This is a genomic window from Leptothoe spongobia TAU-MAC 1115 (assembly GCF_018739885.1).
GTDB classification, from domain to species: domain Bacteria; phylum Cyanobacteriota; class Cyanobacteriia; order Phormidesmidales; family Phormidesmidaceae; genus Leptothoe; species Leptothoe spongobia.
The window spans coordinates 33,061-58,571 of the sequence record NZ_JADOES010000004.1 but is presented as its reverse complement, the minus strand read 5'-3'; the positions used below and the strand labels follow the sequence as shown (position 1 = coordinate 58,571).

Genomic DNA, 25,511 nt, shown 5'->3' with positions numbered 1-25,511 from the left:
CACTATGGACTAGTGCTTGGCAGTTCAAGCTATTCTAAAGATTCAGTAACGCTAAATTCAATCACCCCATGCATGCCTCTCTGTAACTTTTCTAGGGCATCAAACCCCCTGATCAAAACCGTGGTAGTACTTACCTGATTATGTGTTTTATGCGAAAATGCGTAGCCCTATTTAGGCAAAAGTAGAGAGATCCACGACTTAAATCAAGGGATTTAGATTCGCTAAAAACCTCTCAATTAGAGTTTTTTAGTGTGGATATTTTAAGAATAAGAAGTCACTTATAGAGATTTTCCTGCGTAAAAGTCAACCAGAGAGTTTCGCCATTTGGCGTAGATGACCTGTATAAAAATAAGCGAATACAATGATTTTATTTCCTCGGTAGCCTAATTGCAAATAATTCAACTACGTAGGGGATACGGAGTAGGGGGTACAGAAATCTGATCACATCAGGAGGCTGGGGCCCTGAACCATCCTTGAAGTTACCATTTTGGGCAAGTCTTTACCCCAGCTCATAGATGATTGTCATTAGCCATACATCTAACTTTTATGAAGTGACATCAGGGGATATTAACCATCATTAGAACCATCATTAGACGCTTTGATGGCTCCTTAATCGGATATACAGATAACAGAATGGATTATTTATATAACTCAACATACCGGTGTCGCCATTCTTTTAAACAGATGCCTAAAGCTAAAAACCGCCTTGAAACAGGTTCAAGACGGCTGAGGTGCAGTTATCGAAAAATCGTTAGATATTAGCGTCGCTTATCTGATTTTAAGCTCTTTTTCCCAGACTTAGCGTTGGACTGACTACCGTATCTAGAGTTACTCTTACTTCTGGATTCACGAGCAATGTAATCAATTAGAGCTTGATTCAACCGTTGCTCATTGTAATCATCAGAAGCTGACTGAAAATGCTGATGATGATTGGGTTGGAGAATTTTACTTGTCGCTAGGAAGATACCGATGACGATGAATAAAGGTAAAAAAGGCATTGTGACACCCTCGTAAAATTCAGTAGATGCGCTGATTAGGGAACTATTGAATTTATGATAGCCCTGTAAATTTACGGTGAAGATGACGATGATCACACCAAACACAGGATTTAGATGCCGAATGCCAGTGACCTAGGATGTCGTTCAACCTGTCCTAAACTAAAGAACGTCTCCAATTAAAGAAACGCCGCAGGATATTCTGTAATCGATCATTTTTAGCGTAGCTTTGCTTAGTTAGCTGTAAAGCCGCCTTGGCATTAATCTCCGACAGGGTGGGGTAAACGTGAATGATGCTCTTGATAGCATCGATTTTCATCTTGTAGCTCATCGCTAAGACAACCTCATGGATCAGCTCACCAGCATGGGGACCAACGATATGAGCTCCTAAAATCTCGCCATTTTTACGGGTAATGAATTTGGCAAATCCATGTCCCGCTGCTTCGGCTAAGGCGCGATCCACATCTTTGAAGTCATGTTTGAGGATGGCTACGTCATCACCATAACGCTCCCGTGCTTGGGTCTCTGTTAAACCAACACGGGACAATTCAGGTTCAGTAAAGGTGGCCCAGGGAATCACCCGGTAATCTGCTTTTTTGGTGGCCAGAAATAGGGCATTTTGAATGACCACGGCGGCTTCGTATCCCGCCACATGGGTAAACTGATAGCCCCCAATGACATCGCCTGCACCGTAGATATGCTGGACGCTAGTCTGGAGCTTTTCATTGACCTTAACACCGGCTTTACCGACATCTACGCCAGCCGCTTCCAGGCCAAGGGATTCTACATTAGGGACTCGACCAGTGGATAGTAAAATCTCGTCTACTATGACGACTTGATCACCCACATAAAGATGCTTTTTCCCATCGATCACCTCGACTTTTTGGGCCCGACTCTTGGTTAGGACTCGAATACCTTCAGCCTCTAGCTGTTTTTGCACAACAGCAGCAGCCTCAGGTTCTTCCTTGGGCATGATTTGATCGCGACTAGCGATAATGGTAACGTCCGCACCCAATCGGGCAAAGGATTGGCCGAGTTCGCAGCCGATGGGACCAGCGCCAACCACCGCTAAAGAGTCGGGTCTTTCTTTAAGGGAGAATACCTGCTCATTGGTTAAGAAGCCTGTTTCCTTTAAGCCTTCAATGGGCGGAATGGCAGGTCTAGAACCGGTCGCGATCAGAAAGTTTCGGCCTTTTAACTGCTGGCCATTGATTTCAAAGGTGCGTGAATCGGTGAACCGGCCAGAACCATAAAATACATCTACACCCAGAGCTTCAAATCGCTCTGTTGAATCATGCTCTTGAATAACGCCAATTACATTCTGAACGTGATTGATGGCTTCTTCAAACTTGATGGTGGGTGTGGATGTATAGATGCCAAACTTAGATCCTGTACGTACGTGATGGGCCACCTGTCCGGCATGGATGAGGGACTTACTAGGGACACAGCCATAGTGGAGACAATCGCCACCCAGAAGATGCTTTTCGACCAGGGCAATGCGAGCGTTGAGCTGGGCCCCGGCACTGGCGGCCACAAGTCCGGCAGATCCGCCGCCAATCACTACAAGATCGTACTCAACTGTCATCGTTAATAATGCTCCTGGTTGGTTTCATACTTGAAAAGCTACAGGTGCTTTCTGAACCCTAGCTGAGAACCTGTAGAAAAAATACTAAAGCTATTGCTATGACATTTTTTCTAGCTTTACCATTGCTTAAGGAGCTTATTTTTGTCTTGCTAGTAGGGAGTTTTGGGGGTTGGTATGCCAGCGCCATGGTGACCAAGGCTAAACAGTCATAAGTTTTAGATCTTGCTTTCCTCGCAACAGGTCAGTGATTTCGTATTTGTAGGTTTGAAACTTGCTTTCTCGCTTGACTGCGTAGGTGCGTTCCTCTGGCAGGTCAACGATAATCTCTCGCTGGATTGTGCCGGGTCGAGCCGTCATCACATATACCCGTTGGGATAGGAAAACGGCCTCTTCCACATCGTGGGTAATCATTAAGATGGTGCAGCGAGTGCGCTTCCAAAGATCTAATAAAAATAACTGCATGGCTTCTTTGGTTTGTACATCCAGTGCGCCAAAGGGTTCATCCATGAGCAGGATTTTGGGCTGGCAGGCCAGAGCACGTGCGATCGCAACCCGCTGCTTCATCCCACCCGACAGTTCCTTCGGTAGTGACTTGGCAAAGTTGGTCAGACCCACCACATCTAGATAGTAACTAGCCCGCTCCCGACGCTGTTTCTTAGGCATTCCCTGGAGCTTGAGGCCAAACTCCACATTGCGCTGCACCGTCATCCAAGGGTAAAGCGTATACTTCTGAAACACCATGCCCCGATCGGCCCCTGGCCCCTTCACCGGCTCATAGTCGACAGTAATCTCGCCCCCTGTCGGTATATCCAGCCCGGCAATCAACCGCAGCAGCGTTGACTTACCCGAGCCAGAGGCCCCCACCGCACATACCAGTTCCCCCGTTTCGACATGCATATTGATGTCCTTAAGTGCCAGTAATAGGCCTTGTTTCGTTGGAAATTGTTTGTATAGCTTAGAGATTTTAAGATGCATAACAACTAATCAAACGCCCACTTACAACTGGTCTTGAGCACCCAACGAAAGATTAAATCTAGGGCAAACCCAATTATCCCTAATATAATCAGACAGGCAAATATCTCATCGGTTTTGAAAAAGCGCTGAGCTAGCAAAATACGTTTGCCCAATCCTTCGTCTGCAGCGACTAGCTCTGCAATTACCACCAGGTTCCAAGACACGGCAACATTTATGCGAAAGGTGTCGATAATACTTGGAACAATATAGGGTGTAATCACCGACATCAGCACCTGCCAGCGCTGTCCTCCCAGGGTGTATGTAGTCTCAATCAAATCCTTGGGGACAAACTTTACGGCATCCATAATCATAAGGATGTTAAAAAACACGGTGCCGATAAAAATAAGAGCGATTTTGGGTTCTTCATTTAAACCCAAATAGATGATCAGCAGTGGGATAAATGCTGGGGCGGGCATATACCGCAAAATGCTAGTAATGGGCTCCATGACGGCACGTATACTGGCAAAGGCCCCCATGCTGATACCTAAGGGAATCGATACAATCGCCGCCAGGGTAAACCCAATCGTTACCCGTCCAAAGCTAGCCAGAATGTCTTGGGTGATAAACCCTTTCTCCCATAATCGTTGAAATGCCCCCATCACATCTTGGGGACTGGGTAAAAACTTAGGATTAATATTGGTATAGTTTGACAGTATCCACCAGACTGTTAGTGGAACGATGATTGAGACTGCAATTAGTAACCAGTTGAGACCATCTGGAATATCTTCAGCAATACGCCAAAACACCGTAGGCTGTAAGCTTTTAGGCGTTGGCTCAAACTCATCTTTCAATGGTTCAGAGGCCTGGATCATTTTCTTAAAACCATCTGTAAAAAACAACTAGGGGCGCACGGTTGTGCGCCCCTAGCATCGAATCTATCTAAGAGCTTTCCGCATAGGCTTTAACAAAGCTGTCATCCAAAATAGCCCCTAAATCTTCAGGTCCGGCTTCGATAAAGCCTACATCCACCATAAAGTCATTCATTTTTTGCGCCGCAAAAGGCATGTGCTTCATGGTGTTACCCTCGCTAAATGCCTCCAGATTCTCTTCTATCGTAAAGATACGAGTACCTGCTTCAAAGGCCTTATATTCCTCAGCCGATACCCCAGCACGAGAGGCCATAATCTTGTTTGACTCCTCAGGATTTTTAGCAATATAGTCAAGAGTGGCAAACCACGTATTGACCATAGCCTGTACTTGGTCAGGCTGCTCATCAATCACCTTCTGGGTGACTACTAACAGATCAGGAATTGCGCCTGGATACTCTTTAGACGATAACAGTTCTTTACTGCCTTCCCGCTCCAACGCAATACTCCAGAAAGGGGGCCATCCAGCAAATCCGTCAGCCTGACCAGAGGCAAACGCTGCTGCCGCCGCCCCCGTTTCTAAATTCTTGATGGTGATATCAGAACGAGACATACCCGCATCTTCTAAAGCCTGGGTCAGCATAAAGTCATCTACCACACCCTCTTCTAACGCCACCGTCTTACCCTTCAAATCTTCGAGACTGTTGATGCCTTCTGCAACAATAACTTTGTCATTCCCGGCAGAGTTGTCGTTGACCAAAACAGCGACCTCGCCATTGACCGCATCTGCCGCGAATGAAATCGTGTCATTTAGAGTTTGACAATTACCATCCAGTTGTCCAGCTGCCAGGGCTTCCATGGAAGCTAGATAGCCATCAAACCACTTAAGTTCTACATTGGCACCATTGGCTTCAAACAGCCCTTTTTCCTCGGCAATGGCCCATGGCAACCAGCCTGGCCAGCTACTGTAGCCAATGACTAAAGGAGCACCGTCGACTGCAGCAACCTCTGATGTATTGGTCGGCTCAGAGCTTGTTTCTGGAGCATTACCAGCGCAGCCCACAGCAACTACCACGCCAAAAAAGAACGCTAAACATGTAGATAAAAAACGGTTTCGTTGCATCGTTCACCTCATTACATTAGTTAGCAAGCTATCGGGAGTTTGTAGTTGTCTCGCTTTTATGCAAGATCTCAAGTTGTCATACTGTGAGTTGTAAACGGTTTGCCTGATGGGTCATCGTTTGTTGGAGCCATTCAAGCCAGCTCTCCAGGCCATCGCCGGTTTTGGCAGACACGCGAAAGATGGTGACATTAGGATTAATCTGTCTAATATTGGCCTCAATCTGGTCTAGATTCACATCTAAATAGGGAGTCAAATCTGTTTTTGTAATCAACAAACAATCTGCTTCTCGGAACATCACCGGATATTTCAGCGGTTTGTCTTCGCCTTCAGTGACACTGAGCAGAGCCACTTTGATATGCTCTCCCACCTCAAATTCGGCAGGACATACCAAGTTACCCACATTCTCGACAACCACTAGATCTAGACTGGCTGGATCGTAATCATGCTGCAGCTGATGAAGCCCACCCGCTACCATTTTTGAATCTAAATGACAGGAACGACCGGTATTGATCGCAATGACTGGAACACCGTGTTGACGCAGTCGATCCGCATCCAATTCGGTGGTCATATCACCTTCAATCACAGCGATTTTGAGATTTTTTAATCCCTCAAGCGTAGATTCTAGAAGCTGAGTTTTACCTGCGCCGGGGCTACTCATCAGGTTCACACAGGTAATACCCCACTCATCAAAGTGGGCACGATTATGGTCTGCCCCTCGCTGATTGGCATGGAGCAAGTTCATTTCGAGGGCGGCATCAAAGGTTTGGTGCATAGGGATAAAAGGATAATGGGCAATGGTTAATAGATTTTTTGTAGAGGCGTTCCATGGAACGCCTCTACAAAATGCGTTATCTCAGACGGCAACGCATTCGAGGCGATCAATTTTTAGTTCTCGACCAGAACGAATATCTTCCATGGGACTGTTACAGGTGGGACAAGCATATTGACTGCCATACTCGGGACGATAATCACGGCGGCAGGTATGGCAGTGGGCCACCAGGGGGATATCCTTAATGACCAGCTGAGACCCATCGAGAAAGGTGCCCTGGGTCTGGACATCAAAGGCAAACTGAAGGCTGGCAGGTTCTACACAGGTAAAGGCCCCAACCACCAGATGAACTTTTTCGATGGTGGGACGTTCTGGTTGGGCATCCCACCAGTCCTGGATGGTGACAATCAAGGCCTTGGTCATGTCGGTTTCGTGCATGGGCAGGCAATGGTAATGGGCATTGGGGTAGGGGCGTTGCATTCAACGCCCCTACAGGCGGTGTGAATTATTGCCAGCCGCTGCCGACATCCATATTGGCTTCGGCATGAATATAGTCGGGGGTGGTGCGCGGTAGCTGGCCCGACTGGACCAGGTGCGCCATGGCATCGCAGATCACACGGGTGGCCATGAGGGACGTCATATCGCTGACATCGTAGGGAGGTGATACTTCGACGATTTCTAGGCCGCAGACGGGGGCCTTACGAATGATCTTGCCCAGTAGAGCTAAGGCTTCGCGGGGCAAGAGACCACCGGGCTCTGGCCAGCCAGTACCAGGGACAAATCCGGCATCGATGCAGTCAATATCAAAACTGACGTAGACACAATCGGTGCCATCAAGGGCGCGTTCTAGAGCAAAATCAGCGGCAGCATCCAGACCCATCTCGGTAATATCGGTCACTGTGAGAATGTTAGTCGCTCGCTCCCGACAAACTTTTACCCCCTGACGCGGTACCTGCCACCCCCCAATGCCCAGCTGCACCAAGTTTTTAGCAGGAGCATTTTTCATGTTGGTGGCATGAAACCAGGGACAGGTGTGCATGCGCTCATCGAGGTCCGTTTCCTGGGTATCGACATGGCGATCAAAGTGGATGATACCGACTTTTTTGTCGCCTAGATGGCGACAAACACCTCGTACAGTCGGAAATCCAATGGAATGGTCACCCCCCAGGATGATAGGAAATGCACCGGAACTAAAAATGTGGGCAACCCCTTTTGAGATTTGGTCAAAAGATTTCTCGTTGTTGGCTGGAATGGTGAAAATATCGCCTACGTCGCAGAGGGTAATCTGTTCTCGCAGATCGATACCCATCTCAAAGTTGTAGGGCGTGTAAAGGGCAGAAATTCGCCGGATTCCCTGGGGACCAAATCGAGTACCGGGGCGATATGTGGTGCCAGAATCGTGGGGAACACCGACAATGGCGACATCGTATTCTCCAACTTTACGAACATCTTCTATATAGGGAGCTTTGAGAAAGGTGTTAATCCCGGCATAGTGGGGCAGCTCACCGCGAGAGAAGGTGGGAATAGTGCGATCGCGAATACTATCAGCAGCCTCTAAACCATACTCTAACCCCTGGGAGACTTCCTGTTGCCAGCCCGTAAAGGGTAGCTGAGCCTCACGTTCAAGGGCACGATTGGCTTCCGAGTCAACTGGACTACGAAAAGTAGGGGTATCACTCATGATGTCTATGCGGAGGGGCAAAAGGCCGGAGGGTAAAAAATCACCAGAGGGTGAAAAATCACCAGAGGGTGAAAAATCACCAGAGGGTGAAAATCACCAGAGGGTGAAAAATCAAAAGCCCGAGAGAATCCTTAGCAGACAACGTCTGCCGCATGATTTCTCCCGGGCTTTTATCCCGCCGTGTACCAGAAAACTGGCGGTTTCTCTCGGTCCAGCCATTTAACGCTGAGCCAGCCCAGGACATTAAATCGGAACCCTAGAAACCTATCTGTTGGTTGCCTTAGTATTCAATCTTGTCACCCCCAAAGGAGTATCTGTTGTTACCAAAACCCTCATTAAAATGTGACGTATTATTTCCAATAAAAATAGTAAATTAGGGAATTCATCAAAGGTTACATTCTCTCAACATAATTCAAACCCAGGAGGGTGAATATCAGAAAATAACCTAAAGATTATGCGGGTCGTTATGCAGTGTCAGATTCCCAACCAGTTAACAACTCACTCCGTCAGCAGCTAGAACAACAGGCCATGGCCGTTGGCTTTCACCGGTTTGGCATTGTGGCGGTGCCTGCTGAGGTCACAGACCCAGAGCGGGTTATGCAAACTCGGTTACAGCAATGGCTGGACCAGGGATACCAAGCAGATATGGCCTGGATGGCAAATCCTAAGCGTCAGGACATTCGCCGCGTCATGCCCGAGGTGCGCTCGATTATTTGTGTCGCGTTAAACTATTACACCCCAGATCAGCGGCCTGGGGGAGCTGAGTACGGAAAAATTGCCCGTTATGGCTGGGGTCGTGACTACCATCGGGTGATGCACAAAAAACTAAAGCAGCTAGCCCTCTGGCTGCAGACCCAGGGCGAGGACATGATCGCTCGATACTATGCTGATACAGGTCCTGTCCAGGATAAATTTTGGGCTCAGGAGGCAGGCCTGGGTTGGGTCGCTAAAAATGGCAATTTGATTACCCGTGACTATGGTTCTTGGGTATTTTTGGGAGAGATTCTGACCAATGTAGTCCTCTCATCATCGCAACCCCACACTCACCACTGCGGCACCTGCACCCGCTGTCTTGACGCCTGCCCTACCAACGCAATTCGAGCCCCTGGTGTTGTCGATGCCAGTCGCTGCATTGCTTACCACACCATCGAAAATCGCGACCCCGTCCTCCCGCCCCAAATAGCCAATCACCTCGATAATTGGGTTGCAGGCTGTGACATCTGTCAGGATGTCTGCCCCTGGAACCAACGCTTTGCTCAACCCACTGATGTAGCTGAGTTTGCCCCCTATCCAGACAATGTGGCTCCTCAGCTAGAGGACTTGGCCAACCTCAGTGAAGCAGACTGGAATCAGCGTTTTCCTGCATCCGCCCTCAGACGGATCAAACCGGCTATGTGGCGACGCAATGCCTCAGCAGTAAAGGGATCAGGGATTATACCAAATCCGAATTCCTCAACCCCGATTGAAAATGGATAATTTTATAGGGGCATCCCCTGGTGGGTGCCCTTCGATATCGGGTGCTATCAGTCAGGATGTCGTATTAGGAATTCTGTTTGCTAAATCACTAACTTGGCAGATGCCTCAGTCAATACATAGGCATAGTCCGAGTGCTCTAAGATGGCACATATTTCATCGTAGTTAGTGACCAGGTCTGAAATCCGTTGGTGCACTAGCTTCATAGAATATTGAGTCTGCTGTCTTGGCTGTAGGGATAAAAAGCGACACAGTCGCTGAGCCGTCACATTGTGGACATTGGGATCAATGAGATCCGTTTCATAGGTAATTTTTAGGTGAGGCACCTGGGCAATGATGGTCGCTTCGGCAATGCGCTGGTCATCTAGCCGTTTGATAGTGGTGACCAATTCCTGGGGATCGATATGGCGACTGTTGGGCTGACCGTTGGGCTGTTGAGCTTTGAGAATTGCGATCGCATGCCGCATCAAGTCACGACGCTGCAAATAAATCAGCTTATACCCTTGCTCATACAGCAACTCCATAAACCGATGGGGTTCATTCATCCCATGGGTGTTCATCAGATCCACTGCCGATAGCTTGAAACCAAAGAGATAGTCTGAGCAGTCTCCCCCATGACGCTGAATATGTCGGAGCGGGAAAAAATGACGTTGCTTTAGAAGTGACTCTACATTCCATGTGGACGGTAGAGGACCATAGCGAGCATCCGCTACACGACGCAGCAAATCAATCACCATGCGTCCACCACTAAACTCTGTACCAAATAGAACAAAGCGATAAGATGGCTGCGGCATAGGCTGGCGCTGACGATTAATAAAAGTCTGAAGCTGCTGGGTCAACCAAGAAGAATAGTATGTAGATGGCATAAACAGTCACAATCCCTTAACCCTGAGAGCCCCCAGTTTTCCCGGTTGATTCTAGTCAATCAATTTCAGCGAAGTCGACTTCAACCAAACAACATGATTAACAATCCATAGATTAAGGCATCACGAATCCATTGCTATTTTCTTGTGGATATAAATAAATAAACCTTGTCCACGTCCTGGACGGTCGTTTTACCGTGGGAGAAACTACAGGTTTCAACTAACTACCAACTACTATCTTCCAGAAAACGCCCCGCATTAAGTTGATACCCTGATTTAGCATTGCTGATCCTCAATATCACATCAATGGTTTAACCGGGGCAGCCAAGAGAGTAGGATTATCTATGCTGTCTAGCTTCCTGCCCGTCTACCATGAGTCTGCTTCGTACCCCGCTTTATGATTTGTGTGTTCAAGACAAAGCCCGCATGACCGGTTTTGCCGGGTGGGAAATGCCCGTGCAGTTTAGCGGTATCAAGCAGGAGCATGCCGCCGTCCGCACATCGGTAGGTATGTTTGATATTTCCCACATGGGAAAATTTATTCTGACTGGGGATAACGTGTTGGGCGCACTGCAGCAGCTAGTGCCCTCTGACCTCGGCAAGCTTTCTCCTGGTAAAGCTCAATACACCGTGTTGTTAAATCCTCAGGGCGGTATTATCGATGACCTGATTATCTATGATGAAGGGGAGCGGGTCAGTCTGATTGTGAATGCTGCCACCACTGATAAAGATAAGACTTGGCTCCTCGACCATCTATCTGGCATAGACCTGCAGGATAACTCCCAAAGCCAGGCACTCATAGCGGTACAGGGTCCCAAGGCTGTCGTAACTCTACAGCTGATTACAGATATCGATCTCAGTGCCATTCGTCGTTATAACCATGCCCATGGTCAGGTGCTGGGCCACAAGGCGTTTCTTGCTCGTACAGGCTATACCGGCGAAGATGGCTTTGAAGTCATGGTCGGCATTGACGATGCTCCCGCTATCTGGAAAGCGCTGCAAGACCATGGTGCTGAACCTTGTGGTCTAGGGGCCAGGGATACTCTGCGGCTGGAAGCGGCGATGGCGCTCTATGGTCAGGATATTAATGATGAGACGACTCCGCTAGAGGGTGGTCTGAGTTGGTTAGTGCATCTGGATAAGGTGTCAGAGTTTATTGGTCGGGATATGCTGGCTAAGCAGAAGGCTGAGGGGGTTGCTCGTCGATTGGTGGGTCTACAGCTAGAGGGTCGCAATATTGCTCGTCATGATTACCCGATTGTGCAGGGTGATGAATCTGTGGGTATTGTCACCAGTGGTACTTTGTCGCCTACGTTGGGATATCCGGTGGCTCTGGCCTATGTGCCGGTTGGGCTGGCGAAGGTGGGGACTGTGGTAGATGTGCAAATTCGTCAGAAGACGGTACCGGCAACGGTGGTGAAGCGACCGTTTTATAAGGCAGGTGCTTAGGGGATGGGATACACATCTATCAGACTGTCACATAAAGTGGCATAACAGCGGTTCCCCTTGCGAAGGGGAACCAACGGAGGGGTCTTCGGCCACTTGCGCCAGTTATCCACACACCTCCCTGACGGTTCCCCTTCGCAAAACCACTTATCGCTAAGCCCCTCAACGGTCTCAGCTCTTTCCCTCAAGAACCAATCGCTGCCCTCAACTGCGGCAATACACACTCTGTCAACAACGGTGCCAGCTCCACATCATACGCCTCCGCCATAATCGGCACCCACCGCAGTTCTTCAATTTCACTAGATGCCACAGGCGCACCCATCAGTCCACCCTGGAAAACCGTTGCTACCAGCTGCGTATTTGCCTCATTGGCCGCAGTCGTCACAAATTTTCCTAGGCGCTTAAATGTATTGAGGTCAATATCACAATTTAGCTCCTCCTTAACCTCTCGCCGAATCGCCATTTCAGCATTCTCCCCAGGCTCAAACTTACCGCCTGGAAACATAAACTTATGGGTGTTTTTTTTCCGAACAGTCAGTAATTGTTGCTGATCAACAACGGCATAGGCAACAACATGGATGATGGCTTGAGACATACGATTTTTCGGGGCTGTAACCCCTATCATACAAGGGTTTTTCATAAGCTGGACAATAGATAACGTACAGATTACGTCCGCTATTGGTCAAAATCGGGCATCGATGGGGGGTTGATCTGGTGGATGTAGTGTTTTGCCACCGTAGCGACTGAATCCCCTGCCACGTCAGCAGCCTGGGCTACGGTCCAATTCTCGTCCTCGATACCATGACTGATCAGCGTGTGGCGAGTTGTGTACAGTGGCCGATGAGAGACCTCGGCTTGCTGTAGCGCTTTGCCCCAATAGCGTCTCGCAAACGATGCAGCATTAATAATTCCTCCTCTCGGGGCAGTAAAAACCAGATCATTAGGCTTAATATCCCCATGGCGATTTTTTAGCATAGTCAGCGCTCGATCCGATAACCCAATGGATCGAACTATGCCGTTCTTTGTCCCTTTTCTAATAGCTTTACCATGACCGCCATGTCTAACAATGACCTCTTCAATCGTTACCGTCTGGGCATCTAAATCTACTGATGCCCACCGCAATCCAACAGCTTCACTAGGTCTTGTGCCAGTGCAAAAGAGAAAAAGAACAAAATCAAAATAGTGGCTTAGATATTCTGTTGTTTGAAAAACCTCTAATATTCGCTTGACTTCAGCTGTAGTAAATGGTTTACGCTTTATTTTTTGCTTAGCTAAAGTTTTCAGAGGAGAAATATCTTTAAAGTAGTCTTGGGTGGTGTAACTATACTTGACAGCCCACTGAGAAAATTTTTTATAGGTAAAAAGGCAGTTGTTGTAGATATGTCGTACCATGCGCTTTTGCAGCATCACACAAAAGCGCTCAGCATCAGCAACGCTAGATATAGAACCAAAACGCCTGAGATAGTTTCGACGGGTTTTATATTGGTTGCTGGCAGTGTGTTCGGCAATTTCACCATTATCTACTTTCCATTGAGTGAAATCTTCAAACAGATCACCCGTTAGCTGCCCGGTCTCAGGATTGAAGCGATAGCGGTTAAGTGTGGTGTCGAATTTTTCTAAGGCAATGTCTATCTGAATTTGTGCCGCTTTCGCTTCTGCAGCTGCCCGATTAATGGGGATATCGGGCAGACCCACTGCCAACGAGTAGCCGCGTCCCTGGTAGGTCCATCGCAGCCTTAGCATACCGTTGCGATTATGCACAGCAACTGAGCCTTTTTTGTGGCGTTTTTTGCTCACTCCGAAATTGGCATATAGTACACCTGTGGAAAACCACCCTCGCTTTATTGCTGTTTGTTAAGCATTCTCAATAACAAACAGCATGATCAGTTGATGATCAGCTCGTGATCAGTTTGTTGATCAGTTCGCCATGTCTGTTATTTAGAATTTTCTGAACGATTTTTGAATGGTTTCAGACGATGATTGTGATCTGGATCAATTTAAGTGATCAACTGATCAAGGGTATGGCACTTTCGCATTAGTCAATTTTTGGCGATTTTGATGATCAGTTGATCACTTCATCCTGAAACCTTTATCTGACAATTCATTCAAAACTGATCGTCAAACTGATCATGGGTCTGCCCCCTTTGATCAGTTGATCAGATTGAGTTTTGTTAACTGTCACATAGACTTTGCTGCTCCACGAAGTCCCGCAGGTGGCCAGCATAGTAAGAGTAATAGCGGTTGCCATTGAAGCGATCGCGACTAATTCGACCCGTCGCCCATAGTTCTCTAACGACTCGTCTACAGCTACTTTCTGGAATAGCCACAAACTCAGCGATTTCAGTTGTTGACCATGGGATCCCTACTCGATCATCTTCATTCAGCCATAGGCGAATTCTCTCTTCTTGGCCAGAGTTATTTTCGATTTCTCCATCAGAAGTCTGATCACCCAATAGATGAAATGTAAAGTCACTATCATCGAACTCAAACGCATATTTCCCAGGGGGTTTGCCTAATCTAGTTTTCTCTACATTGAGAATACGTCTATGGGGGCTTTCATTCTTCAATGCCCAGACTTCTGAGACACTATTCTTGATGGCTGTAGTCCCTCGAACGCCACCGCTAGCGTTACTGTGGTGAATGACAATCACCGCTGTGTTAAATCGCTCGGCTATATCTCTCAAGTGGAGTAATGGTCTTGCGTACTCGGTGTCCTTTTCAGAGCAGATCGAGTCTTTATTGATGGTCGATAGTGAGTCAATCACCACTAGCTTAGGTTCCTGAATCTCGATGTACTTAGCCAACTGAGGAAGCCCCGATGCGGTCCAATCACTCAATATGTCCATGGGGGCATTATCCGGAATAGCTCTAATGTCCATCCGCTCAGCGGTAACCCGTCCCGGTTCGTCAGTCTGGACTAGTAGACCTGGCCCCACGTCGATGGGGTACCCGTTCCAAATGCCTGTGTTGACTACCGCTTCAAAGATTTGATAGGTAAATAGGGATTTACCGGCTCCTCCATCACCATGGATCAATAGTGTGGTGCTGGAAGGAATCCAGCCAGGTATAAGCCACTTTGTTCTAGTTCGATGCTTTTCTCTGAAGTCCTTGATGGATAAGGGTTCAATAGGCATTTGATTGATCAGTGCCTTGGTGTATGCTTCGGTCAGCTGGGCACTGGTCCGGTGATAGCGTTTGGCCAGGGCCTGCAGCTTCCACAGTCTGAGCCCCTCGTCAGTGATGTTTTCCTCGATCCATTTGACCTGCTTGACCGCTGCGTTAAATTCTTCATCATCGAGGTTTTCCCCGGTGGAGGTCTGGAGTAGGTCGTTGGCGATCGCACGCACGATATCCAGCGGTAACATATGAGCAGACGCTATTTGTGCTAAGGCTGCATCCTTGAACTTTGCCCCGACCACTACACCTAGCGTGTCATCTAGAAGCTGTCGATCTCGGTCGGCCCGGATCGAGTCAATTATGTCTTTGTGCATTGCTATTTCTCAGTTTTGTGTACGCATCAATATCGCTCAAACCATTGCCAGCAGGTCATTTCTGCGTGGACGAACACTGAGGAATATGTAATAATACGGATAGGGTGATTCATTCATCGCTCAAAGTAATTACATGAACTAGCGGCCCTAGCTATACGGTAGGGGCCGCTTTTTTATGCACCGCACAACATGTGAACGGTGGCAAAATGGCCACACGGGGGAAGTTTGACCGCCTACCCCGTGTGGTTGTCAATCAAATGCCGCAAATTGCGACGCAATTTGCGGCAACAGTGATATATTATGTCCAAAGAGGAAGATAATCAATGTCCAAATGTGATCGAACAATTTATGAAATCAATGGGTTACACCCAAAGAGGGTTAGCCCGCGCATGGAATTGTTCTCCAGACAAAGTTTGGAGGGCAGTGACAAAAGGCAAAGAACCCAGTTTCACTGCTGAAGAGATTGTGAGTATCGATCTTTGGTTAGAAGAGCACTTTGGTAAAAGGTGGTCGGACCTCCCCAAATCGATGCTTTCAAGCGATGTGCTTGATTTCTTGGAAGATTACAACAATAAAAAAAGCGGTGACTAGCTCCGTTTCAAAGACTTTATTCGGCAATACATTTCGTCTATGGGAGGAGGTGACATATTCGCAGCAGGCAGTTGGGCAAGAATTGAACCCCTAACCCAACCGCCAAACATATCTAGTTCCAAGTAACTCTCAAAACCAGACAGATCAATGATAAACGATCAAACCCTTGCAGTTGATCGTGATGGCTTTGTCGTGGCCATCAGCGAAATAGTAGCGCATATTAGAGCGCACTAACAGCGCAACAACAAAACAAACGATAGCGCAGTCAAAACCCTTGAATCATAAAGGATAGAACATTGAGCGAACAAATAAAGCGCATTTCAGAGATCAACACGCCGCGCACTCAGAGCGCAGTGGAGCGCACCGGAGCGCACTACACAGCTAAACAGCTAGCAACAGAATTCGGCACCAGTTCATCAAACCTTAGAACCCGTTGGTTTAAATGGGTCTCTAAAGTAGCTCCCGAGCCATTACTCAAGACCGAGGCAGGCTATACCGAATTAGCGAGAACACTCCTGGGAGAGTTTCGCAGCATCAACACCCACGAGCGTGAAATATGGGTGACCGATGCAAAAAGCCGCTATTCCCATGAATGGGAAACCGCTGGAGTCATTGAAGGGGAATTAATGCCTGATGAAGTCGGTGGAGTACTGGCTACGTTATCTAATCAAAACTCATCTGCTGAGATTGCCTTACAGCAAGACTTAGCCGATCTTGATGAGTTTATGGATAGTCTTAAGCAGGCTGAGTCTAACTTCTCAGAAGCAGAGGTGGCTCGATTTCGCCTTAATGGTGCTCAACGTGGCGCTGCTCGATTCAAAATCGAAGCTCAAGCAGAGGTTGAGGTTTACAACAGATTTCAACAAAAACGGCTGGAGTCGTAATTTCGGACATCCGCACTACTCCGGTGGAGATACCACTGGCTAATCATTAGGCGACTCAGGAGTTGAATAACACATGGGTTTATTTGATTGGTTCCAGCCTCAAGAACCAGACACTACCACATTTGAAGTTAGCAACGATAATGGCGATCAGATCGTTTTTACAATCCCGACCAAGGGCTCTAATCAAATACGTCAAGCTTTGCGTAATGCTGATTTAGCTCGCAATAAAGACTATGTAGGTGAAGAGTCATTGCAAGATTTCCTCAGGCGTGATCACAGTGAGCATCGTTGGTGGGCTCAACGTGATGTTGATGAGCAAGAGGATATAGAATGGCAAGGGGACCAGGAGGGAGGGCCAGCAGACGACGAGGACGATGATACAGAGGGCTATGATTATGCCGTCGATGATGAAGCATCAGAGCAAACAGCGCTTAGGTTTTGGCCTAAGTGGTAGTTACTAAGACTAGCCATGACTGAAATCCACATTGAAAATTGTCAGGAAAACCTATCACTTTATCTAGAGCATGATAGCGGTTACACGCCTGAATTTCTCAAAGACCATCAGGAGGTTGATGAAGAACTCAGCCGTATTGTGTTGGTTTTCAATGGGGGTGATAATTTTGAGGGGATAGCGGGCGTTGAGGCGTGCAGTATTTCTGTTGATACTGACTATCCTTGGAATTTATCACCTGGTCAACAAAAGGCTTATGAGTTGTTGTTGCCTTTGCAGACTGGCTCTGTTTACGCGCTAACAACTATTGGGAAACTGGCTGAAGCGATGGATCTCAAGTGCATTAGAGCAGCCTGTAAGCGCTTGGAAAACCTTCAAAGTTTAGGAGTGATTAAAGGTCTCAAGTTTTGATGAGTAGTCTGTGGCTAGACTAACTATCTTCTATGGATTTTCCCCAGTTGCAAACAACAACTGGGGATTTTTTAAGTTTGGATGAAAAATGGAGTGAAGTGGTCAACTGGCATACCTAAAACCCCTCATTCTCTCATTAGGGGTGAACCGTGAAACCATTGTTTTCTCTAGTATTAGCACTCGCAACGGCTCAACGCCCCAGGTGTACTTGGGGCGTTGAGCTATCGAACCATACCCACCACATCATCCACACGGGCAGCAATCCAGTGAGAGAGGTTTGACAGATTGTTATGTGACATATGATCTTTTGGATAGTCAAGATTTTCACAAGTTTTTGTATAGGGCTCATCCTTTCCAATAAAACGCTCCCACTCTTGAACCGTTAGATTACGCGTTAAACGACTACACGCCTCTGCTATTAGACTCTCAGGTTTTAGTAACCATACCTCAGCAATATCCCCACTACGGGTCAACAAATACTCTCCGCTAGGGTGAAACCATATCTGTCTAACGGGATCCGCGTGAACCATTCGGGCCACCTCCACATTCCGCTCGATGTCCCACACTCGCGCCGTGTTGTCACTACTGCCCGTCGCCACATAACGGCCATTGGGGCTAAAACGCACGTCATAGACATACCCCTCATGGGCGATGCGGGCCACCTCCACATTCCGCTCGATGTCCCACACTCGCGCCGTGTTGTCACTACTGCCCGTCGCCACATAACGGCCATTGGGGCTAAAACGCACGTCCTCGACATACCCCTCATGGGCGATGCGGGCCACCTCCACATTCCGCTCGATGTCCCACACTCGCGCCGTGTTGTCCCTACTGCCCGTCGCCACATAACGGCCATTGGGGCTAAAACGCACGTCCTCGACATACCCCTCATGGGCGATCGATGATTTCTCAGGCGGTAATAGTTTCAAACCATGTAAAACCTGATTTGCATCCGATGTAAATGTGGGCAGTTTCTGTAGCCGTTTCATTGATTCTGTTGCCAGCAACAGACTCTGGGGAGACAGATCTAAGCGCTGTTGCCTCACCCAACCAGCTTGAGCTGCAAGCTGACGGGCCAATGCTATCTGCCCTTGTTCTTTCGCAACCTGTGTTGCTACCTCTGCCTCCACTCGCCGCTGTTCTGAATTCTTTCGAGCAACTGTTTCTGCTTCCCGTGCCACCGTTTCTGCCTGCTTAGCCTGCTCCGCCTCTTGCTGACGTTGTTCTGCTAATTGCCGTTGTTCTGCTTCAGTTACTTTTGCCTCTTCGGATTGTTTGCGGGCAGTTTCTGCTTCCTGACGCTGCTTTTCTGCTGTCTTCTTAGCAGTATTCGCAGTATCCCGTTGTTCTTCTGCAATTTCTTTTTGTAAGATCGCCTCAACTAAAGAAATTGCGGCTCTTTGTGCCGTTCTTGAAGATATCTCTCTTTTTTGCTCTAATGTTTGTTTTTCTTTCGCTAACTCTTCTGAAATTGCCTGAGCATTAGCCTTTTCCCATAAAGCCCAGGCTGTTAACCCCGACAACCCTCCTATCACTAACAAACTCGCGGCAATCGTCCCCTGCAACTGTCGTATCCGCTTCCGCCAGTTCACGGGCAGGTTATCCCTCACCCACGTCCCATCAAACACCCGCTTATAAATCTCATTGCGCACTCGCAGGTTTTTCTTTGCCTCTCGTTTCACCACTCCCGACAGCTTTAAATGAGACTTGATCGGTGATTGCTCATCATCTACTACCGGTTGCCGTTCCGCCCATACATCTCGATAGGCTGTCAGTACGTCGTAGATCTCATGATCACTCTCCGTTAACATCCCCCGCACAAACTGCAGGTTGTTGTCCCGCTCCGCCATTGCCCCAAAAAATGTAGCGGCAACCGCGTCATCCACGGCTCTCTTTGTCCAGGCCTGTCCCTGATGCTCATCTTCATTTTTTTCCGCCAAAGCCCGACATAGCTGTTGCGTTAGATAAGGATGTCCCCCCGTCCACCCCATCACCCATTCCATCACTTTCTCTGCCTCTAACTGAGGCAAACCCAACCCCTTAGCCAAAGGCCAAGCTTCAGTCAGGGTAAAGTCCGTCAGGTCCACCCGTTGCCCTACATTAAATGGCGTCCGTTGCCGATCGCGGATTAGTCCCCCCGGTGTTGCCACCCCAATTAACACAAACGACAACCGCTTAAATATTGGCTTCACTGCCCGCGACACCGCAAAGTACCGAATCGCGACAAAAAAGTCGTCGGTAAAGTCGATGCCCAAGGTGGTATCAATCTCATCTACAAAAATAACAATCGGTGCCGTCACCTCCGCCAGCAGCACCTGCTCTATAAACACCGAAAACCGCTTCGATGGCCCCAGATCCTGGTTCTCCTGCCACCACTTTCGCACCTGGGTATCCAGTTCAATATCCTGCTCGTCCAGTGCCTCTTCTAACGACACTAAAAAGTTCAGATACCACTGGTCCACCGACACCAGCTTCCCCGACCCCTGCAGGTCAACAATCACTGACACAATGCCATCATCCGCCAGCTGCTGTGCCGTGCGTACCATCAGGCTGGATTTACCCATCTGCCGCGCCGTCAGCACATAGGCAAATGTCCCTTCTTTGCACAGGGCCAACAGTTCCTTATCAGCTTTGCGGGGCACATAGACCCCACTCCCCGCTTGTACAGGGCCACCAACTGTATAAAAACCAGGATTCGGCGTATTCATAGAACTATTGCCCCCCTACAAATGCTTCCGAAAATACTCTGCATACAGCTCACACCGCGCCACCGCGCCAGTCTCCGTCTTCCGCACCAGCCCCGCACCCTCTAACCGCCATACCAACTTCTCATCCCCACAAGACTGACTCCGCAAAATCTCCATCAGCCCCCGAGTCAGATCTGTCTGCCCCTTCAACCGAAATAAATGCCGCCGCAAATGCCCGCCAAACGGCCCTTGCGCCGCACTGGCCGTCTTAAAAAAGGTCTTCGAACTACACTCTTTTGTTGCGATCAGGTACAACGCCCGCCGCACCAAATAGGGATGCCCCGCCAACAATCGCATTAGCTCTTTTAGCTCACTGCCACTAAAGGGCTTGCCGTGGCGTTCATTTAACTCCGTCACCTGAGCCGTAGTAAAATCCTGCAGCCGCAGCGTCTGCCCTACATTAAACGGTGACTGATTCAAATCAGCGATCAGCTGATACGGCTCTGTCGAAATCACCAACACCTGGCTAAATCGCCGCCATACCTTACTCATGGCCCGTTTGTTATGCCAGCTACGCAACATCCCAAAAAAGTCTGACCGAAATTGAGTATCCAGCACCCGATCCACCTCATCCATGGTCAGCACCATGGGCTCATCAATCGCTTTAAGCAACTGCTTCATGTAGCTGGTGCAGATTTGCGGTAATGGCAAATCCTCATCCCAATAGTCATCAATGCGGTTAGGCAGGTCCAGCTCATCCGCTAGAAATCGACAAAACTGTCGGAAAAACCGCTGTCGATTTTCCAGGGCAGGCTGATCAAACAGTTGAAAATCTAAAAAGACCACCTGCCGATCTTGATCCACCGCACTGGCAATCATGCGATTCAGCAATGAGCTTTTGCCCATCTGCCGCGCCCCTTTGATGATCACGGTGCCTTCTTGAGCATCAATGGCCGTTTGTCCCCGCCGGTCCTCTGCCCGCTCAATATAAAACTTGGATTCCAGGGCCATCGTCCCCTGGTCTGGCGACTCCAGAGAAACCGGCTGAGCGGACGATGCCGGGTTAGGAATCTTATCCTCCACCTGATGCTCTAACAAGTCATCTTTAGCCTCATCCGCAATCGATAGGGGTTCACCCTCGATGGCTTTGAGCAGTTCTGCGATCAGGCTATCTGTATCCCCATCATCTTCCCAAAAAGCCCAGTTAAGCGGGTCTAAATACTGGTTCAGCGGATACTGAAACGGTTTACGATGGGCCAGGCGCACGGGCAAAATACGCGGTTTTCCGCTGGTGCTAACAAACCGATGGGCCAACTCCACCTCATGCTCCACCATTTCACTGTGCACCGAATGCTCCGACAGCAGCACGATCAGCACATCTGATCGCTTGAGTTCAGCATCAATGTGGTCAGCCCAGGGGGTACCTACTGGCATTTGCTGGTCAATGAACACCTCGTGCTTAGTCTGCAATGCTTCATATAGCTGCTTAGCCACCGGTTCATCTGGGGCTACATCTCGCTTGTAGCTGATAAAGATGCGTGATGTCGTAATCGCCTCGTCAGTTGCACTTTTCCGCTTAAGTACTGGAATATGCTCTTCTGGAATGCCTTGCAGCTCTAGTAAATTACGTCCCAACTTATAGGCAAACTCCACATCTTTGCCTGCCCCCAATCCTTGGTAAAACCCCTCCGCAAACCGAATGGCAGCAGTATCACTGATGGGCTGATTCATCCCAATCACCGCATCAATATGCTCAACGATGGCTTTAGCCTGCACCTCGGAATAGCAGGCATTTAACACCACACACTTGACCTGGTCAGCAAATAGCTTAAACAGATGGCTCAATAGCTGTTTCAGGGAGATGAACTCATTAAATAGCCTGTAAGCCTTACCCAAACCATGTTTCAGAGATGCCGCACCACCTAGACTAAAAGCCTTGTATAACAGGGGTTTCAAGCGTTTTTTGATTCAGACCTCCCAGAAACCCATATAGAGCCAAACAGATTAGCCAGGGCCAGGGAATCTACAAACTTTGCGTTGCCCCTGTCATCTTCAAACACCAGTCCCTGGGTACCTTCCCCATGGCCACAAAAGTGCACAATTTGCGGGTTGTAGTCCAACAGTGCTCGCTGGATGTCGCTGGGTCGTGTGGCAGTCTGAGGCTTTAGCTCAAATAAATCGCGCTTCTTAGCCCGCTGTAGTACAGATTCAATCTCGCGTAGCTCTTCCTCCAAACGTAGTCTGGAAGAATCCAACGGATTGGCAGCTAAGATCAAAATCCTCTGCACCGGGGGCATGGGCAAATGGGATGGAGTACTCTGTAATGACTATACTCTACGCTCTTAGCAAGGAATAACAGCAACCATTAGATCTGTGTAGCGGTCTAGGGCCAACAAAGGTATACGCGCAGAAACTACGGTTATGAATCTTGTGACTGGTTTTGACCTATATCGCTAGCTAGTTATATTCTAAAACCCCTCGTTTTTCGTTACTACCTTTAAGTGTGACTGCGACCGTTTCACTCGCGTAGCGAGTGGAATGTTCCGTCTGCATGTGCTTGTTAGGCGTTGTTTGCAAACTAATACTACCCAGCTCTACTGCCGTTTGGCATGTGGTGCTCGGGTATTGCCAAACATGGTGTGAGCTTGTCCGCATACCCGATGTCAAAAAGCATCCCTTGAGATACTTCTCCAGCCATTTTCCTTTCAGGTAAATTTACAACGAATAAAGCTTGTTTACCCTCGATCTCGAATGGATTTTCACGTTCTTGCTTTATACCAGCAAGAATTGTGCGAGTATGATCACCAAAGTCTACGGTTAGCTTCATCAGCTTATCCGATTTCTCCACTTCTGCTACAGTCGTAATCGTGCCAACCCTAACGTCCAGTTTCTCAAAATCCTCGAATCTGATTAATTCTTTGATGGGTGCTTGATCCATCTTGCTACCTCTTTTCAGTTACTGTCGAAAAACGCCCGCGTCCGGTTGATAAAGTGTTAGGCACATTCTGATACAATTTTGTACGTTTTAAGCTTTAAGTTTTTGTTTTGAGTTCGGCATCAAGCAGATATCGCAATTCAATAACTTGACTCTACGTATGTTCTTGCTGGAAAGCACCTCATTTCAAAACCCTCGTCAGAACAATTTCCTCAAAGCATATAGAGGGTATACTTCTATGCTCATGACCGTTTGGTCATCACTAGTCACTACCTTTTATCCAAGCATCATAGTACGGATCATCAGCAGACTTAAGATGGTAGATATCCCCGAGAGAAAGATTACGAACTTCATCAACGGGAACAGTCTCTATACTGCCAAAATAATCTTTAGTCGTAGCGATTGCCAAGTCAGCAACAGAGGGCGGAATCCATCCTTTAAAACGATAATATATTGGATCGTATCCTATTGGAAAACCTTCCCCTCTTAAACCTCCTCCGCCTGTCTTAGGACGTTGTTCATACGGAAGATGGGAACCTTTCCTATTGGTTTTTACATATGCTAAAACTTTTCTGTTTTTAATACCTTTAACCCAAATTGCTTTCTCAGAAAATTTATATGGGTCTGCATAATAACCAGGCTTGCGTCGCTTCCAATCCCCAATTTCAGAAACATATTTTTTAAACTCTTGAGCTAGTTGGTCTATTTCTTCTCTAAATCTTCCTATTTGTATGTTTTCAGGTTGCAATGCAAAAAGTAAACTTTTCAATTTGTCGTCATTTAATGACGGAACTTGCCCAGAAATATTCAAAGTGTACTGATTTGCACCAAGGCGTAAATTATCAATAAAAGCTTCTGCTGCTTTATTTGAACCGATACTAGAAAATTGACTTTTGATAAACGATTTAGCCTGATTTAAAGCGGGATTTGATATTCCAGCATAAACTTGCAATAATTTTCCTGCAGAATCTGTATCTTCCGAAAGCTTTACATAATGTTCAGCTATTCTTATAGATCTTTTTGCTAACAAGGCATAGCCTTTTTTTATCCCATGAATTATTAGTTTTGATAATCCTGCTGTTAAAAAACCCTCAGCAACCTCAAATAGCAGTTCTAAACCAATCGACTGTTTTTCTTTAAGTTCATCGATCGCCGATTTCACTTTAACCTCAACTGCAGCATCACCAAAATTTGAATTAAAAACAGCTAATTGGAGGTTTATTTGATTCCTTACGCCTTTTCTTGTTTTCTCAGACCAAGTAAATTCAGCCTCTCCGGGGGAGGAGGGCTGACGTTGAAGTGAATTAACAATTGGTCCTACTGGCTTAGAAATGGACTTTGCTTGGATTTCTCCCTGCTGTACTACATGAGTCAACTCATGCGCTAATAACTTTTTCCCGGCACTACTTTCCGGTACATATTGCCCCGCACCAAAAAACACATTATTCCTCAAAGTAAACGCCCGAGCGTTAATTTCCTTTGCAATTTCCATTGCCCGTTGACCGGTATGAACCCTCACTCCGCTAAAATCCGTCCCAAAGCGCGGCTCAAAAAATCGGCGCGTGGCTGCCGACAACGGCTGCCCACCGTCACGCAATGCACCAATTTTGGTGGCAGTTTGTGGTGTTATATCAGGGGTATTGCCTGGGGTTTCCTTCGCCTGTGTTTTTTCTTCTTTATCCTCTTCTAATTCTTCTGGCATGGTCTGTTGCTGCACTAAGGGGGTAACTTGGGAGACAAGCGGTTCTAATTGGGTTTTCTCTCCCTGTTTCACAGCGCATTTTGGGCAGGGTGTATCGCCACTTTCGCAAGCGGTACATTTTCTTTGTATGCCATCCTTATCGGGATAAATACTACCAATATTAACATCAGGCATGCGCATTACTTGTTCTGCTATTCGGTTGGCTTCTTGCTCGTATTTGTCTCCCTGGACATTAACCCTCAGCTTCGGTTGCATGTTGGTATATGCATTTGCATGTAAAGTTATTCGGCTGAAATCGTGGGCAAAGTGGGGCCATGTACTAGTAAGTGAATTGTCTTCGCGCTCTTCACCATTATCGTGTAGCGATCGCTGCACGGCAGGATTCTCGATCGTGCGCTGTAATTGAAAGATAGAACTTACCTCACGGCTTTGTCCAGCAAATGTCCGGCTGGGCCTCACTGAGCTTTCAGATTTTGCCTTTTGTGCTGGCTTCTGTTTCTGTGCAAAGGTACGCATGATTAATCTCCTTTCCTCCGATTATTCAGAAGCCTAACGATGGAGTTGTGCGGCTGGTGCAGTACTTCTGAAGTATAGCCAATACTTT

23 protein-coding genes and 1 riboswitch are annotated in these 25,511 nt (G+C 47.7%); of the genes, 6 read left to right on the top strand and 17 right to left on the bottom strand.

Annotated elements, in window-relative coordinates; translation table 11 throughout:
• Positions 1-758: 758 nt before the first annotated feature.
• The 8 genes from IXB50_RS03155 to IXB50_RS03120 form a co-directional block, all read right to left on the bottom strand.
• Positions 759-998: a hypothetical protein gene (locus IXB50_RS03155; RefSeq protein ID WP_215607484.1), complete on the bottom strand. Its 240-nt coding sequence runs from the start codon at positions 996-998 to the stop codon at positions 759-761.
• A gap of 154 nt (positions 999-1,152) precedes the next feature.
• Positions 1,153-2,580: a dihydrolipoyl dehydrogenase family protein gene (locus IXB50_RS03150; RefSeq protein ID WP_215607483.1), complete on the bottom strand. Its 1,428-nt coding sequence runs from the start codon at positions 2,578-2,580 to the stop codon at positions 1,153-1,155.
• Between the two features lie 198 nt (positions 2,581-2,778).
• Positions 2,779-3,555 (bottom strand): ABC transporter ATP-binding protein, encoded by a 777-nt coding sequence (locus IXB50_RS03145; RefSeq protein ID WP_215607482.1) that lies wholly within the window; start codon positions 3,553-3,555, stop codon positions 2,779-2,781.
• Between the two features lie 5 nt (positions 3,556-3,560).
• A complete protein-coding gene (locus IXB50_RS03140; protein ID WP_215607481.1) occupies positions 3,561-4,406 on the bottom strand; it encodes an ABC transporter permease in 846 nt (281 codons plus the stop codon).
• Between the two features lie 67 nt (positions 4,407-4,473).
• Positions 4,474-5,523, bottom strand: a complete 1,050-nt coding sequence (locus tag IXB50_RS03135; protein ID WP_215607480.1) for an ABC transporter substrate-binding protein — start codon at positions 5,521-5,523, stop codon at positions 4,474-4,476.
• Between the two features lie 76 nt (positions 5,524-5,599).
• Positions 5,600-6,295, bottom strand: a complete 696-nt coding sequence (gene hypB, locus IXB50_RS03130) for a hydrogenase nickel incorporation protein HypB (protein ID WP_215607479.1) — start codon at positions 6,293-6,295, stop codon at positions 5,600-5,602.
• A gap of 81 nt (positions 6,296-6,376) precedes the next feature.
• Positions 6,377-6,730 carry a hydrogenase maturation nickel metallochaperone HypA gene (gene hypA, locus IXB50_RS03125; RefSeq protein WP_215607615.1) on the bottom strand — a complete coding sequence of 118 codons (354 nt, stop codon included), beginning with the start codon at positions 6,728-6,730 and terminating at the stop codon, positions 6,377-6,379.
• Positions 6,731-6,797: 67 nt separating this feature from the next.
• A complete protein-coding gene (locus IXB50_RS03120; protein WP_215607478.1) occupies positions 6,798-7,973 on the bottom strand; it encodes an agmatinase family protein in 1,176 nt (391 codons plus the stop codon).
• Positions 7,974-8,130: 157 nt separating this feature from the next.
• Positions 8,131-8,244, bottom strand: a riboswitch (guanidine-I (ykkC/yxkD leader).
• A 257-nt stretch (positions 8,245-8,501) separates the two neighbouring features.
• Here IXB50_RS03120 and queG point away from each other — a divergent pair.
• Positions 8,502-9,449: a tRNA epoxyqueuosine(34) reductase QueG gene (gene queG / locus IXB50_RS03115; RefSeq protein WP_215607614.1), complete on the top strand. Its 948-nt coding sequence runs from the start codon at positions 8,502-8,504 to the stop codon at positions 9,447-9,449.
• Positions 9,450-9,529: 80 nt separating this feature from the next.
• Here the strand turns inward: queG and IXB50_RS03110 are convergent, their stop codons facing one another.
• Positions 9,530-10,312 carry a hypothetical protein gene (locus tag IXB50_RS03110; RefSeq protein ID WP_215607477.1) on the bottom strand — a complete coding sequence of 261 codons (783 nt, stop codon included), beginning with the start codon at positions 10,310-10,312 and terminating at the stop codon, positions 9,530-9,532.
• 369 nt (positions 10,313-10,681) lie between these two features.
• On the opposite strand from IXB50_RS03110, the gene gcvT reads away from it, so the two are divergent.
• On the top strand, positions 10,682-11,758 hold the full coding sequence (gene gcvT / locus IXB50_RS03105; RefSeq protein ID WP_215607476.1) for a glycine cleavage system aminomethyltransferase GcvT: 1,077 nt from the start codon (positions 10,682-10,684) through the stop codon (positions 11,756-11,758).
• A 181-nt stretch (positions 11,759-11,939) separates the two neighbouring features.
• Here the strand turns inward: gcvT and IXB50_RS03100 are convergent, their stop codons facing one another.
• The 3 genes from IXB50_RS03100 to IXB50_RS03090 all read right to left on the bottom strand — a co-directional run bounded on the left by IXB50_RS03100 (position 11,940) and on the right by IXB50_RS03090 (position 15,246).
• Positions 11,940-12,350, bottom strand: a complete 411-nt coding sequence (locus IXB50_RS03100) for an NUDIX hydrolase (RefSeq protein WP_215607475.1) — start codon at positions 12,348-12,350, stop codon at positions 11,940-11,942.
• Between the two features lie 80 nt (positions 12,351-12,430).
• Positions 12,431-13,516 carry a tyrosine-type recombinase/integrase gene (locus tag IXB50_RS03095; protein ID WP_215607474.1) on the bottom strand — a complete coding sequence of 362 codons (1,086 nt, stop codon included), beginning with the start codon at positions 13,514-13,516 and terminating at the stop codon, positions 12,431-12,433.
• Positions 13,517-13,926: 410 nt separating this feature from the next.
• Positions 13,927-15,246: an AAA family ATPase gene (locus IXB50_RS03090; protein ID WP_215607473.1), complete on the bottom strand. Its 1,320-nt coding sequence runs from the start codon at positions 15,244-15,246 to the stop codon at positions 13,927-13,929.
• A gap of 300 nt (positions 15,247-15,546) precedes the next feature.
• On the opposite strand from IXB50_RS03090, the gene IXB50_RS03085 reads away from it, so the two are divergent.
• From IXB50_RS03085 to IXB50_RS03070, 4 genes are all read left to right on the top strand, one after another.
• Positions 15,547-15,837 (top strand): hypothetical protein, encoded by a 291-nt coding sequence (locus tag IXB50_RS03085; RefSeq protein WP_215607472.1) that lies wholly within the window; start codon positions 15,547-15,549, stop codon positions 15,835-15,837.
• Positions 15,838-16,133: 296 nt separating this feature from the next.
• Positions 16,134-16,721, top strand: a complete 588-nt coding sequence (locus IXB50_RS03080; protein ID WP_215607471.1) for a hypothetical protein — start codon at positions 16,134-16,136, stop codon at positions 16,719-16,721.
• 73 nt (positions 16,722-16,794) lie between these two features.
• Complete coding sequence (locus IXB50_RS03075) at positions 16,795-17,175, top strand: hypothetical protein (RefSeq protein WP_215607470.1); 381 nt, start codon at positions 16,795-16,797, stop codon at positions 17,173-17,175.
• 15 nt (positions 17,176-17,190) lie between these two features.
• Complete coding sequence (locus IXB50_RS03070) at positions 17,191-17,583, top strand: hypothetical protein (protein ID WP_215607469.1); 393 nt, start codon at positions 17,191-17,193, stop codon at positions 17,581-17,583.
• A 221-nt stretch (positions 17,584-17,804) separates the two neighbouring features.
• Here the strand turns inward: IXB50_RS03070 and IXB50_RS03065 are convergent, their stop codons facing one another.
• The 5 genes from IXB50_RS03065 to IXB50_RS03045 form a co-directional block, all read right to left on the bottom strand.
• The gene (locus IXB50_RS03065) at positions 17,805-20,291 is read right to left on the bottom strand and encodes an AAA-like domain-containing protein (protein ID WP_215607468.1); all 2,487 of its coding nucleotides are present in this window, start codon (positions 20,289-20,291) and stop codon (positions 17,805-17,807) included.
• 15 nt (positions 20,292-20,306) lie between these two features.
• Positions 20,307-22,226: an AAA-like domain-containing protein gene (locus IXB50_RS03060; protein WP_215607467.1), complete on the bottom strand. Its 1,920-nt coding sequence runs from the start codon at positions 22,224-22,226 to the stop codon at positions 20,307-20,309.
• Positions 22,223-22,567: a hypothetical protein gene (locus IXB50_RS03055; protein WP_215607466.1), complete on the bottom strand. Its 345-nt coding sequence runs from the start codon at positions 22,565-22,567 to the stop codon at positions 22,223-22,225. Before IXB50_RS03055 ends, IXB50_RS03060 begins: the two co-directional genes overlap by 4 nt.
• A 287-nt stretch (positions 22,568-22,854) precedes the next feature.
• Entirely contained in the window at positions 22,855-23,208 is a 354-nt protein-coding gene (locus IXB50_RS03050) for a hypothetical protein (protein WP_215607465.1), read from the bottom strand.
• A gap of 259 nt (positions 23,209-23,467) precedes the next feature.
• Complete coding sequence (locus IXB50_RS03045) at positions 23,468-25,423, bottom strand: eCIS core domain-containing protein (RefSeq protein ID WP_215607464.1); 1,956 nt, start codon at positions 25,421-25,423, stop codon at positions 23,468-23,470.
• Positions 25,424-25,511: the final 88 nt, after the last annotated feature.

Coding starts and splice junctions, on each gene's coding strand:
- IXB50_RS03155 (WP_215607484.1), bottom strand. CDS start 998: ATGCCTTTTTTACCTTTATTCATCGTCATCGGTATCTTCCTAGCGACA.
- IXB50_RS03150 (WP_215607483.1), bottom strand. CDS start 2,580: ATGACAGTTGAGTACGATCTTGTAGTGATTGGCGGCGGATCTGCCGGA.
- IXB50_RS03145 (WP_215607482.1), bottom strand. CDS start 3,555: ATGCATCTTAAAATCTCTAAGCTATACAAACAATTTCCAACGAAACAA.
- IXB50_RS03140 (WP_215607481.1), bottom strand. CDS start 4,406: ATGATCCAGGCCTCTGAACCATTGAAAGATGAGTTTGAGCCAACGCCT.
- IXB50_RS03135 (WP_215607480.1), bottom strand. CDS start 5,523: ATGCAACGAAACCGTTTTTTATCTACATGTTTAGCGTTCTTTTTTGGC.
- hypB (WP_215607479.1), bottom strand. CDS start 6,295: ATGCACCAAACCTTTGATGCCGCCCTCGAAATGAACTTGCTCCATGCC.
- hypA (WP_215607615.1), bottom strand. CDS start 6,730: ATGCACGAAACCGACATGACCAAGGCCTTGATTGTCACCATCCAGGAC.
- IXB50_RS03120 (WP_215607478.1), bottom strand. CDS start 7,973: ATGAGTGATACCCCTACTTTTCGTAGTCCAGTTGACTCGGAAGCCAAT.
- queG (WP_215607614.1), top strand. CDS start 8,502: ATGGCCGTTGGCTTTCACCGGTTTGGCATTGTGGCGGTGCCTGCTGAG.
- IXB50_RS03110 (WP_215607477.1), bottom strand. CDS start 10,312: ATGCCATCTACATACTATTCTTCTTGGTTGACCCAGCAGCTTCAGACT.
- gcvT (WP_215607476.1), top strand. CDS start 10,682: ATGAGTCTGCTTCGTACCCCGCTTTATGATTTGTGTGTTCAAGACAAA.
- IXB50_RS03100 (WP_215607475.1), bottom strand. CDS start 12,350: ATGTCTCAAGCCATCATCCATGTTGTTGCCTATGCCGTTGTTGATCAG.
- IXB50_RS03090 (WP_215607473.1), bottom strand. CDS start 15,246: ATGCACAAAGACATAATTGACTCGATCCGGGCCGACCGAGATCGACAG.
- IXB50_RS03085 (WP_215607472.1), top strand. CDS start 15,547: ATGTCCAAAGAGGAAGATAATCAATGTCCAAATGTGATCGAACAATTT.
- IXB50_RS03075 (WP_215607470.1), top strand. CDS start 16,795: ATGGGTTTATTTGATTGGTTCCAGCCTCAAGAACCAGACACTACCACA.
- IXB50_RS03070 (WP_215607469.1), top strand. CDS start 17,191: ATGACTGAAATCCACATTGAAAATTGTCAGGAAAACCTATCACTTTAT.
- IXB50_RS03065 (WP_215607468.1), bottom strand. CDS start 20,291: ATGAATACGCCGAATCCTGGTTTTTATACAGTTGGTGGCCCTGTACAA.
- IXB50_RS03055 (WP_215607466.1), bottom strand. CDS start 22,567: ATGCCCCCGGTGCAGAGGATTTTGATCTTAGCTGCCAATCCGTTGGAT.
- IXB50_RS03050 (WP_215607465.1), bottom strand. CDS start 23,208: ATGGATCAAGCACCCATCAAAGAATTAATCAGATTCGAGGATTTTGAG.
- IXB50_RS03045 (WP_215607464.1), bottom strand. CDS start 25,423: ATGCGTACCTTTGCACAGAAACAGAAGCCAGCACAAAAGGCAAAATCT.